Source organism: uncultured Alsobacter sp. (genome assembly GCF_945952055.1).
Taxonomy (GTDB): Bacteria; Pseudomonadota; Alphaproteobacteria; order Rhizobiales; family Beijerinckiaceae; genus Alsobacter.
In genome coordinates this window covers 20,524-30,976 of record NZ_CAMFHB010000065.1, presented here as the reverse complement: position 1 = coordinate 30,976, position 10,453 = coordinate 20,524, and the positions used below count along the sequence as shown (strand labels likewise).

At 70.3% G+C, this 10,453-nt stretch carries 10 protein-coding genes; 5 read left to right on the top strand and 5 right to left on the bottom strand.

Annotation, left to right across the window (positions count from 1 at the left end; translation table 11 throughout):
• Window positions 1-627 precede the first annotated feature (627 nt).
• Both Q0Q47_RS28565 and Q0Q47_RS28560 read left to right on the top strand, forming a co-directional pair.
• Window positions 628-2,655: a M23 family metallopeptidase gene (locus Q0Q47_RS28565; RefSeq protein WP_293868148.1), complete on the top strand. Its 2,028-nt coding sequence runs from the start codon at window positions 628-630 to the stop codon at window positions 2,653-2,655.
• 31 nt (window positions 2,656-2,686) lie between these two features.
• Complete coding sequence (locus Q0Q47_RS28560) at window positions 2,687-3,607, top strand: AEC family transporter (protein ID WP_293868146.1); 921 nt, start codon at window positions 2,687-2,689, stop codon at window positions 3,605-3,607.
• A gap of 95 nt (window positions 3,608-3,702) precedes the next feature.
• On the opposite strand, the gene gluQRS is transcribed toward Q0Q47_RS28560, so the two are convergent.
• The gene (gluQRS, locus tag Q0Q47_RS28555; RefSeq protein ID WP_293868144.1) at window positions 3,703-4,593 is read right to left on the bottom strand and encodes a tRNA glutamyl-Q(34) synthetase GluQRS; all 891 of its coding nucleotides are present in this window, start codon (window positions 4,591-4,593) and stop codon (window positions 3,703-3,705) included.
• An 84-nt stretch (window positions 4,594-4,677) separates the two neighbouring features.
• Here gluQRS and Q0Q47_RS28550 point away from each other — a divergent pair, with 84 nt between their 5' ends.
• Genes Q0Q47_RS28550 through Q0Q47_RS28540 form a run of 3 tightly spaced genes read left to right on the top strand, consistent with a single transcriptional unit; the run spans window position 4,678 to window position 6,508 of the window.
• On the top strand, window positions 4,678-5,370 hold the full coding sequence (locus tag Q0Q47_RS28550; protein WP_293868142.1) for a DNA-3-methyladenine glycosylase 2 family protein: 693 nt from the start codon (window positions 4,678-4,680) through the stop codon (window positions 5,368-5,370).
• A complete protein-coding gene (locus tag Q0Q47_RS28545) occupies window positions 5,367-6,059 on the top strand; it encodes a dienelactone hydrolase family protein (RefSeq protein WP_293868140.1) in 693 nt (230 codons plus the stop codon). The genes Q0Q47_RS28550 and Q0Q47_RS28545 overlap by 4 nt, the downstream gene beginning before the upstream one ends.
• Window positions 6,056-6,508 (top strand): thioesterase family protein, encoded by a 453-nt coding sequence (locus Q0Q47_RS28540; RefSeq protein ID WP_293868138.1) that lies wholly within the window; start codon window positions 6,056-6,058, stop codon window positions 6,506-6,508. The genes Q0Q47_RS28545 and Q0Q47_RS28540 overlap by 4 nt, the downstream gene beginning before the upstream one ends.
• Here Q0Q47_RS28540 and Q0Q47_RS28535 read toward each other — a convergent pair.
• The 4 genes from Q0Q47_RS28535 to Q0Q47_RS28520 form a co-directional block, all read right to left on the bottom strand.
• Window positions 6,489-7,406, bottom strand: coding sequence for a DMT family transporter (locus Q0Q47_RS28535; RefSeq protein WP_293868136.1), 918 nt, complete (start codon window positions 7,404-7,406; stop codon window positions 6,489-6,491). The genes Q0Q47_RS28540 and Q0Q47_RS28535 overlap by 20 nt on opposite strands.
• Window position 7,407: 1 nt before the next feature.
• Window positions 7,408-7,821 carry a (deoxy)nucleoside triphosphate pyrophosphohydrolase gene (locus Q0Q47_RS28530; RefSeq protein WP_293868134.1) on the bottom strand — a complete coding sequence of 138 codons (414 nt, stop codon included), beginning with the start codon at window positions 7,819-7,821 and terminating at the stop codon, window positions 7,408-7,410.
• A 163-nt stretch (window positions 7,822-7,984) separates the two neighbouring features.
• Complete coding sequence (gene argJ / locus Q0Q47_RS28525) at window positions 7,985-9,226, bottom strand: bifunctional glutamate N-acetyltransferase/amino-acid acetyltransferase ArgJ (protein ID WP_293868132.1); 1,242 nt, start codon at window positions 9,224-9,226, stop codon at window positions 7,985-7,987.
• Between the two features lie 114 nt (window positions 9,227-9,340).
• Complete coding sequence (locus Q0Q47_RS28520) at window positions 9,341-10,219, bottom strand: peptidylprolyl isomerase (protein WP_293868130.1); 879 nt, start codon at window positions 10,217-10,219, stop codon at window positions 9,341-9,343.
• Between the last annotated feature and the right edge of the window lie 234 nt (window positions 10,220-10,453).

Below are 10,453 nucleotides of genomic sequence, written 5' to 3'. Positions count from 1 at the left end.
GAGATGCCTCATCGGCTCGCCGGCCCGGTGGTCCGGGGCAGCGCCGCCGTGTGTGGTGGCTATATAGATCGCGGGTCGGAGGCCTGTCAACAGACCTTCGCAAAAAAATGCTCTGATCCGACATCGTCGTGCCGACGATCGGTCCTGCGCTCCCTGAAACCCGTGCGTTTCAAGGGGAAACGCTCCGTTCGGGATCGAAGGGAGCTTTGCAAGAAGCGCGCCCAGCTCCGCTGGGGGCCCCTCGGCCGGTGAAAAAAGTCTGCCCGCGCCGCCTCTCGCCGCGCGAAAGGCACTTTCCACCCGGCTTGCGCACCATGGGGCGGTCTCCGGTCCTGCCATCGGGCCCACCCGACAGGGACTCGGGCCTGGCACGGCAGGCCCCCACGGGGCCTCAACAACGCGCGGATGCAACGCACCTCGTGCACACGCGCGAGTCATATGCTCGAAAACGAGTCACGGGGACTGCCGCCGGCGTCGTCGGCGCACGCCCCATTGTAGCCGCCTTCCTGCGGCCTAACGGGCAGGCTGTGGCACGGCACGCATTGACGCGTGGGATGTGCCCCGGCAATTTACCGGTCTGGTCGCGTTGCGCCGGCCTCCTTCGCAAGACGAGATCCGATCCGCCCGATGGCCAGATCTTCTGCCAAGCCAGTCACGCGCTCAGGCGGCCCCACGGGCTCGTCTCGCGGTACGGCGACGGTCGATCTGGGCCTGGATCCGCCACTCGCACGCGACGGGGACGCCGGATCCCACGACCGCCGCACCGTCAGCATGCGCTGGCTCTCGGGCACCGTCCTGACCGGCCTGTTCGGCATCGGCCTCGTCGGCGCGGCGATCTACGTGTCCATGGACGGGCAGCTCACCTTCGCCGAGCGCGGGGAATGGGCGTCGGCCCAGGCCGGCCGCCAGGCGGCCTCCGACAAATCCTCGAAGCGTGGCGACCGCCTGTTCATCGCCACCGATATCGTCTCCGCCAAGCAGTCCTTCCGCACGCCGACGACGATCCGCGTCGGCGACCGCGAGGTCATCAAGGTCAAGCCGTTCGTCCGGGTGGCGACCAATCTCGCCCTGGGAACACTCGGCTTCGCCGACGACGTGCCGCCCTTCAACCCGATGAAGCTCTATGCCTCCGGCGGCGACAGCGGCGAGCGGGTCCAGGAGCAGCCGGAAATCGCGGCGGAGGGCGACGCAGAGGTCTCCGTCCAGAAGAGGCCGCTGCTGAACTATTCCGGCGCACCGGATTCCGGCGCCATGCTCACCGTCGAGCAGGTCGAGGCGCAGGTGGCCGAGGAGCGCAAGGCGTCCCTGGCCGCGGGCCAGCGCGCGCTGGCCATTCCCTCGCAGCTCATGCTGACCCGGGCGCTGAACGCGCCGCGCGTCCAGCCCGATGCCCGGCCCGATGCGCTCGGCATTTCGTTCTCGACCATGCAGGTGACGATCGTTCCCGAGAACGTCACCACGCGCGAGAAGTCGCCGCCCGTCGAGAAGAAGACGCAGGCCACAGGTCCCGACGAGCGCATGGTCACGATCAAGCGCGGCGAGACGGTCGAGCAGATCCTGCGCGCCAACGGCGCCTCCCCTGCCGAAGCCAAGTCGGCCCTCGCCGCCATGGTGACGCGGATGAAGGACACGCCGCCGCGCGAGGGCCAGCGCATCAAGCTGCTCTTCGGACCGTCCGTCGACGGGCGCCGCCCCAGCCAGCTCCTGCGGGTGATGCTGCTCGATGCCGAGGCGGTGCTCGCCATCGCCGCGGTGAACGACAAGGACGATTTCGTCGCGCTGCAGCCGCCGCAGCAGGAAACGCCGGTGGCCTCCAACGAGGAGGACGACGAGGAGGAGCCCGACACCGGCTCGGGCCTTCGTCTCTACGACAGCCTCTACGAGACCGGCTTCAAGCACGACATCCCGCGCAACATCATCGACCAGATCGTCAAGGTCGCCTTCTACGATTTCGACCTGCAGCGCCGGGTTTCGGGCGGCGACAGCATCGAACTCTTCTATGCGGAAGACGACGAGAACGACAATCGCGCCGATGTCCTCTACGCCAGCCTCTCGGTCGGCGGCACGCTGCGGCGCTACTACCGCTTCGCGCCGTCCGACGACGGCATCGTCGACTTCTTCGACGAGACGGGGAAGTCGAACCGCAAGTTCCTCATCCGCAAGCCCATCGCCGAAGGCCAGCTGCGTTCCACCTTCGGCATGCGCTACCACCCGATCCTGCGCTATTCCCGCATGCACACCGGCGTGGACTGGGCCAACCGCATCGGAACGCCCATCGTCGCCGCGGGCGACGGGAAGGTTCGCAGTGCCGGCTGGGACTCGGGATACGGGCGCCGCGTCGAGATCGAGCACGCCTACAACTTCGTGACCGCCTACTCGCACATGTCGGCCTTCGCCAAGGGCATCAAGGACGGCGTGCGCGTGCGCCAGGGCCAGGTCATCGGCTATCTCGGCAACAGCGGCCTGGCGACCGGGCCGCACCTGCACTACGAGGTCCTGATCAACGACAACTTCGTGGATCCGCTGGCCGTCAAGGTTCCGCGCAGCCGCGACCTCGACGACCGCCAGCTCGTCGCCTTCAAGCGCGAGAAGGAGCGGATCGACGACATCATGAGCAAGGCCCCGAGCGCGACCCGCGTCGCCGGCAAGAGCTGACGGCCGGGCTCGCCGCCCCGCCGCCCTCCCCATGCTGCACGTCCTGACCATCGTCCTGCCGATCTTCGGGCTGATCGCCATCGGCTTCACGGCGCGACTGTCCGGGCTGGTGACGGACCGCGCGGCCGAGGGCCTGTCGGAGTTCGTGTTCTCGATCGCGGTGCCGGCGCTGATCTTCCGCACCCTGAACGCCGCGGCCCTGCCCGAGGCCCAGCCCTGGGGCTACTGGCTCGCCTATTTCTCCGCCGTCACCGTGGTCTGGACCATCGCGACGCTGGCGGCCCGCCGCATCTGGAACGTCGGCTCCATCGAGGGCGTGGTCGTGGGGTTCTGCGCCGCGCAGGCCAACACGGTCTTCGTCGGCATCCCGCTCATCCTCGATGCCTATGGGCAGGAAGGCGCGGTGCCGCTGTTCCTGCTCATCGCCATCCACCTGCCGATCATGCTGATGGTGGGCTCCATCCTTTCGGAGGGCCGGTCGGCGCACCCCGCCCGGCTCGCCCGCCAGCTCGTCACCAACCCGCTGCTGCTCGCCATCGCCGTGAGCACCGCCGCCCGGCTCTCCGGCGTGTCGCTGCCCGGCCCGGCCACCAGCATCGTCGACATGCTGGCCTCGGCGGCGTCGCCCTGCGCGCTGTTCGCCATGGGCATCGCGCTACGCCGCTACGGTCTCGCGCACCAGCCGAGCCTCGCGGCCCTGGTCACCGGGCTCAAGCTCGTCGTGCATCCCGCGCTCGTCTACGTCTTCGCCTTCCACGTCTTCAGCATGCCGCCGGTGTGGGCGGGCGTGGCCGTGCTCTTCGCCGCCGCCCCCTGCGGCCTCAACGCCTACCTCTTCGCCGAGCGCTACCGCTCGGGCGTGGGCGTGTCGGCGAGCGCGATCACGCTCTCGACCGGGTTGTCGGTCCTCACCACGACGTTCTGGCTGGCCATGCTGGGCGTCGGGCGCTAGGGCATCATCCCGCCAAGTGGATGCCGGTTGGTGGAAATGATGCTCGATCAAGATCCTAGAGCGGACGACCTGATGCAGTCAGGTCCAATTCCGCTCTAGGGCGCCATCGCCGGCGATCCCGGCGGGAAGCCCAGCTGCTCCCGCACCGCCCGCGGAGTGAGCCCTTGCTCGCGCAGGGCCCGCAACGGCGTCGAGAGCTTGCTCTTGGCGAGCTTGCGGCCATCCTCGTCCAGCAGCAGGCGATGATGGAAGTAGATTGGCGCCGGCAGGTCGAGGAGCGCCTGCAGCAGCCGGTGAACGGACGTCGCCGCCTCCAGGTCGGCGCCCCGCACCACGTGCGTGATCCCCTGGCGCGCATCGTCGACCACGACCGAGAGGTGATAGCTGGTCGGGACGTCGCGGCGGGCGACGACCACGTCGCCCCAGGCCATGGGATCGGCCGCGTCCCGGCGCACCACGCCGGTTGCGGGATTCCACACCCCGATGTCCAGCAACGCCGGACAGCACGACACCGCGTCCGCCATGCGAAGCCGCCAGACATGCGGCTCCCCGGCGCGGGCCTGCGCCTCCGTCTCACTAAGCGTGGCGCAAGGCCCCGCATGCAGCGGCGCGCCGTCGGGATCGCGCGGCCATGGCGTCCCCTCCGCCTCGAAGGCGGCCACCCGGCGCGCCGTGTCGCCGCGGCTGCAGAAGCAGCGATACGCCAGGCCGCGCTCGCGCAGGCGCCCGAGCGCCGAGGCGTAGTCGGCCATGTGCCGGGACTGGCGCAGAACGGGCTCCTCCCAGCGCAGGCCCAGCCAGCCGAGGTCCTGCGCGATCGCCGCCACGAAGGTCTCCTTGGAGCGCTGCGGATCGATGTCCTCGATGCGCAGCAGGAAACGCCCGCCGACGGTTCGGGCGAGCGCGTCGTTGGTCAGCGCCGAGTAGGCGTGACCCAGGTGCAGGAAGCCGTTCGGGCTCGGGGCGAAGCGGAAGACGGGTTGCATGCGGCGCGGGGGCGGTGTCCCATGGCGGCGGCCGTCCGGACGGGCGGCGCCTCAACAGATAGGCGAGACGACGGAGCGCCGTCCATGATCGATTGCCAGGAGGCGCTGGACCGCGCGCTCGACGCCCTGCTGCGACACGACCCGTCGCTGCAGGCCCTGCTCGCCGTCGCCGGTCGGCCGGCGGTGCGCAAGCGCGAGCCGGGCTTCGAGGGGCTTTGCGCCATCGTCACGGGCCAGCAGGTCTCCACGGCGAGCGCCGCGGCGATCTGGAGCCGCGTGAAGGCGCGCTTCGATCCGCTCGCCCCCGCGGTCATCCTGGCGGCGAGCGACGACGACATGCGCGGTTGCGGCCTGTCGACGCCGAAGATCAAGACCATGCGCGCCGCCGCCGAGGCCGCCGCCAGTGGCTCGCTGCCGCTCGACCGCCTGCCGGAGCTTCCGGCCGACGAGGCCCATGCGCACCTCGTCACCGTCAAGGGCATCGGCCCCTGGACGGCGGACATCTACCTGCTGTTCTGCATCGGCCATCCCGATGCCTTTCCCGCCGGGGACCTGGCCTTGCAGGAAGCGGTGCGGGTGGGCTACGGGCTGGACGCGCGGCCCGACGCGGCCGGACTGACGGCGTTCGCCGAGCGCTGGCGTCCCTGGCGCGGCGCCGCGGCGAAACTGCTGTGGGCCTACTACAGTGCAACCCGCCGCCGGGGCGACGCGACACCGCTCGCCGAACGGCAGACCCCTCTTCCCGCCAAGGCCGCGGGCCGCCGGAGACGCGCATGACCTCCCTCGACGGGCCTCGCCTGCCGCCGCTCTCCGGAACGGCCCGCAGCCTCGTGGTCCTGCTGCACGGCTACGGCGCGGACGGCGACGACCTCATCGACATCGGCCGGGCCTGGCAGGGCTACCTGCCCGACACGGCCTTCGTGGCGCCCCACGCGCCCGACCCCTGCGGCATGGCGCCGATGGGGCGGCAATGGTTTCCGCTCACCATGCGCGACCCGCACGAGCGCTGGACCGGCGTCGTCGGCGCGCGTCCCACGCTCGACGGCTTCCTCGACGCGGAGCTCGCCCGCCACGGCCTGGACGACACGCGGATGGTGCTGGTCGGGTTCAGCCAGGGCACCATGATGGCGCTGCATGCGGGCCTGCGCCGCAGCCGGCAGCCCGCGGCGATCGTCGGCTATTCGGGCATGCTCGTCGGCCCCGAGCGTCTCGCCGACGAGGGCGCCTGCGCCCCGCCGGTCCTTCTGGTGCACGGCAGTGCCGACGATGTCATCCCCGCGCAGGCCCTGTTCATGTCCGCGCAGGGGCTCGCCGCGGCGGGCCTCACCTGCGAGTGGCACCTGAGCATGGACGTGGGCCACGGCATCGACGAGGACGGCCTGCGGCACGGGCTGCAGTTCGCCGCCTTCCAACTCACCGGCCGCCTGCCCGATCTTCCCACGCACAGCATGGAGCCCGGCGCATGAGCAGCGCCCGCGTCGCGCGCAGCCGCCGCGCCGACTACCGCCACGTCCTCGCCATCCCGACCCGCTGGGCCGACAACGACGTCTACGCGCACGTCAACAATGTCGTCTACTACAGCTGGTTCGACACGGTGGTGAACCAGTGGCTGATCCAGAACGGGCTTCTCGACATCGCCTCGAGCCCGGTCGTGAGCCTGGTGGTCGAGACGAGCTGCACCTACTTCGAGAGCGTAGCCTTCCCGGAGGTGGTGGACGCGGCGCTGGCCGTGGAGAGGCTGGGCTCGTCGTCGGTCACCTACGCCATCGCCATCTTCCGCCAGGGCTCCGACGAAGCGGCCGCCCAAGGGCGCTTCGTGCATGTCTGCGTCGAGCGCGCGACGCAGAAGCCCGTGCCCATCCCGGGCCCGATGCGCGCCAGGCTGGAGACGCTCCTCAGGCGGTCGCCGGCCTGACGGCGCCCGGCGGTGCGTTGGTGACGATCCAGACGCCGGCCAGGATCACCAGGGCCCCGGCGATCTCGCGCAGCCCCACCGTCTCGCCCAGGAAGATCACGGCGAGAAGGGTCGCCCATACCGGGATGAGGTAGCCGATCATCGCCGCCTGCGTGGTCCCGGCGCGCTGGATCAGCGTCATGAAGATGGTGATCGGCACGGCGGTGGCGATGAGGCCCAGGCCGAGCAGCGCCGGCGCGTGGTCCACGATCTGGCCGAGGGCCGGGCGTCCCACGAAGGCGACGGTGACGATGGTGGAGGCCAGCGCCGACACGGCCTGCTGGCCGAGCGCGAGGCGGACGGCCGGGATGTCGCGCAATGCCCGCGCATAGATGTTGCCGAAGGCATAGCTCAGCGAAACGAGCAGCATCAGCCCGATGCCGATGAGCGAGCCCGCGGGCTCCGACCAGGCCGAGGGCCCGACCAGGACGGCCATGCCCGCGAAGCCCACCAGCACGCCGACCGTGCGGCGCAGCGTCAGCCGCTCGTCCGGCAGGCTGAAATGCGCCATCAGCGCCACCATGATCGGGCCGATGGCCTGGATCATGCTGCCGAGCCCGGCGCTGATCATGGTCAGCGCCTCCGCCGTCATGATGTTGGGCAGCCAGCCGTTGAACGTGCCCAGCACCAGCCACGGCACGATCTCGTGCGACCGCGGCCGCGGATCGCGCCCCATCGCCAGGAAGACGGCGACGATGCAGGCCACCGCGATGAGGGCGCGGCTGGAGGCCATCACCCACACGGACGCGCCGGCCGCCAGCTTCATGAACAGATAGCCGGACGACCACATGGTCGAGCAGACGAGGAGGCTGACGACGAGACCGACACGGCTCATCGGCGCCGACGAGGAGGAGTGCATGTCAGTCCCGCCCGGGTCCCAGGAGATCGATCAGCGGCGGGATCAACGGCTCGTCGGCGGGCGGCATCGGGAAATCGCGCAGGCGGCCGGGGCGCACCCATTTGAGCGCCTTGTGCTCGCGCGCCGTCACCACGCCCTCCCAGCGCCGGCAGATCCACAGCGGCATCAGGAGGTGGAAGTCGTCATAGGCATGGCTGGCGAAGGTGAGCGGTGCCAGGCAGGCCTCCTTCACCGTGATGCCGAGCTCCTCGGCGAGCTCGCGGATGAGCGTCTCTTCCGGCCGCTCGCCGGGCTCCATCTTGCCGCCGGGAAACTCCCACAGCCCGGCCATGCCCTTGCCCTCCGGGCGCTGCGCGATGAGCACCCGGTTGTCGGTGTCGACGAGGGCCACGGCCACGACGAGGAGGAGTTTCATGGGACGTCCAGGACGGCTGTGAGATCCTGCGTCCTTCGACACGCCCGCTCCGCGGGCTGCTCAGGATGAGGACCATGGGAAAGCGGCATTCACACCGATGGCCTGATCCTGAGCAGCCGCCAAAGGCGGCGTGTCGAAGGACGCACCATCGGGCCGCGGCTTCTCAGCTGCGGTAGTCCCCGTTGATCTCGACATATTCCTTGGTGAGGTCGCAGGTCCAGGCGGTGAACGTGCCGTCCCCCAGCCCGAGGTCGATGCGCACCGCGAGGTCCTGGTTCTTCATGTAGGCCGACACCGTCTCCTCGCTGTAGGAGGGATCGCGCGCGCCCTCCACGGCGACGCGGTGCGGGCCGAACCAGATGGCCAGGCGGTCGCGGTCGGCCGGTTCACCGGCCTTGCCGACGGCGGCGACGATGCGGCCCCAGTTGGCGTCTTCCCCGGCGATGGCCGTCTTGAACAGCGGGCTGTCGGCGACCGACTTGGCGATGCGCTTGGCCGAGGCCGTGCTGGTGGCCCCCGTCACGGTGATGCCGACGAAATGCCGGGCCCCCTCGCCGTCCTTCACCACCTGGTGGGCGAGATCGAGCAGCACCGTCTCCAGCGCCGCCTTGAACGCCGCAAGGCGCGGATCGGCCGCGTCGGAGATCGCCGGGCAGCCCTGCCGCGCGGCGGCGCCCGTGGCGAACAGCATCAGCGTGTCCGACGTGGAGGTGTCGCTGTCCACGGTGATCGCGTTGAACGAACGCGAGACCGAGGCCTGCAGCAGCGCGTGCAGGACGCCCGCAGCGATCGGCGCGTCGGTGAACACGAAGGACAGCATCGTCGCCATGTCGGGGGCGATCATGCCGGCGCCCTTGGCGATCCCGGCGATCGACACCGGAACGCCGGCGATCTCGACGGTCGCGCTGGCGCCCTTGGGATAGGTGTCGGTGGTCATGATGGCGCGCGCCGGCCCGATCCACGGACCGGCGGTGGCGCGCGCCGCGCAGTCGGCCAGCACGCCCTCGAACTTCGAGGCGTCGAGCGGCTCGCCGATGACGCCGGTCGAGGCCAGCATGATCTCGCTCGGGCGGCAGCCCAGCGCGGCGGCCGCGATGGCGGCGGTCTTCTCCACGGTGGCCACGCCGGCACGGCCCGTGAAGGCGTTCGCGTTGCCGGAATTGACGACGACGCCGCGGGCCTTGCCACCCTTCAGCGCCGCCCGGCACCAGTCCACCGGCGCCGAGGGGCAGCGCGAAGTGGTGAACACCCCGGCCGCCTCGGTGCCCTCGTCGAGGGCGACGAGCAGCACGTCGGTGCGGTTGCGGTATCGGATGCCGGCCTCGGCCGTGGCGAACCGGACACCCGCGATCGGGGGCATCTCCGGAAAGGCGGCGGGAGCGAGGGGAGAGACGGCGTGGGCCATGGGCGGGCTCCGGCAGAGGCTTGGAACGGAAGGCTGGTTACGGCTCCGCCGCCCGGAGGCGGCGGATGGGCCGGCGCGTGGCCGGCGGAGGTTGGGAGGATCCCGTGGGCCGGATCAGGGCTTCTTGGCTTCCCCGGCCGGCGCCTCGGTGTCGAGCCGCTCGATCTTCCCCTTGGCCCGGACCGCCGTGATGATGTCGTTCTGGGCCTTGCGGGTCAGGTACTGGGAGACCTGCTCCTTCACGTCGTCGAAGGACGGCACCGGCTTGGTGCGGGTTTCCTCGACCTTGATCACGTGCCAGCCGAACTGGCTCTTCACCGGGTCGGAGATCTCGCCGGGCTTCATCTTGAAGGCTGCGTCGGCGAACTCGGGCACCATGCGGTCCTTGGTGAACCAGCCGAGGTCGCCGCCCTCCTTGCCGGAGCCCGGATCCTTCGACAGCTCGGCCGCGACCTTGGCGAAGTCCTCGCCGCCCTTCACGCGGGCCTGGGCCTTCTTGGCCTCGTCCTCGGTCGGCACGAGAATGTGGCGGGCGTGCACTTCCTGCTCCGGCGTGATCGACTTGACGCTGTCGTCATAGAGCTTGCGCATCGCTTCCGGCGTGACCGCCTTCTTGGATTCCTGCGCGAGATAGTCGTCCAGCAGCAGCTTGTCGCGGAAGAAGGCGACCTTGCGCTCGACGTCCGGGTTGGCGTCCAGCTTGGCCTCGCGGGCCATCTTGGCCATCAGCTTGAGGTCGGCGACGTAGCTCACGAGGTAGTCGCGCTTCTGCTGGTCGGTCACCTGGGGCGGCAGGCTCTGGCCCACGTCCTCCAGCGCGATCTCGAGGTCCTTCTCGGTGATCGGCATGCCGTCCACCTTGGCCACGACCTTGTCGGTCGCCGGCGTCTGCGCCGACGCGCCCGTGGCGGCGGCCAGGGCCAGGACGGAGGCCACTGCGAGGCCGCGGGCGAGCGACAGCATGGTGCGGGGCGGATGCGGGAAAGCGGTCATCGTCTGTGTCCGGTTCGAGGCGCGCCGCCGGGCGCGCGTGTTGCGCAGAAGTGGAGCAAGCCGGCGTGCGTGGCAAGACCGGTGTTCCCGGCACCTTTGAAAAAGCAGGATCGTGACCCCATCTTGACGCGTTGGACGCCTTGCGCGCCTTCGGCTTCGTGGTGTGCGCCGGCCTGTGACAAGGGTCGTGCGTCCTGCGCAGGATGGCGCTATAAGCCCGTTCGACGTTTTTCA

Coding starts and splice junctions, on each gene's coding strand:
- Q0Q47_RS28565 (WP_293868148.1), top strand. CDS start 628: ATGGCCAGATCTTCTGCCAAGCCAGTCACGCGCTCAGGCGGCCCCACG.
- Q0Q47_RS28560 (WP_293868146.1), top strand. CDS start 2,687: ATGCTGCACGTCCTGACCATCGTCCTGCCGATCTTCGGGCTGATCGCC.
- gluQRS (WP_293868144.1), bottom strand. CDS start 4,593: ATGCAACCCGTCTTCCGCTTCGCCCCGAGCCCGAACGGCTTCCTGCAC.
- Q0Q47_RS28550 (WP_293868142.1), top strand. CDS start 4,678: ATGATCGATTGCCAGGAGGCGCTGGACCGCGCGCTCGACGCCCTGCTG.
- Q0Q47_RS28545 (WP_293868140.1), top strand. CDS start 5,367: ATGACCTCCCTCGACGGGCCTCGCCTGCCGCCGCTCTCCGGAACGGCC.
- Q0Q47_RS28540 (WP_293868138.1), top strand. CDS start 6,056: ATGAGCAGCGCCCGCGTCGCGCGCAGCCGCCGCGCCGACTACCGCCAC.
- Q0Q47_RS28535 (WP_293868136.1), bottom strand. CDS start 7,406: ATGCACTCCTCCTCGTCGGCGCCGATGAGCCGTGTCGGTCTCGTCGTC.
- Q0Q47_RS28530 (WP_293868134.1), bottom strand. CDS start 7,821: ATGAAACTCCTCCTCGTCGTGGCCGTGGCCCTCGTCGACACCGACAAC.
- argJ (WP_293868132.1), bottom strand. CDS start 9,226: ATGGCCCACGCCGTCTCTCCCCTCGCTCCCGCCGCCTTTCCGGAGATG.
- Q0Q47_RS28520 (WP_293868130.1), bottom strand. CDS start 10,219: ATGACCGCTTTCCCGCATCCGCCCCGCACCATGCTGTCGCTCGCCCGC.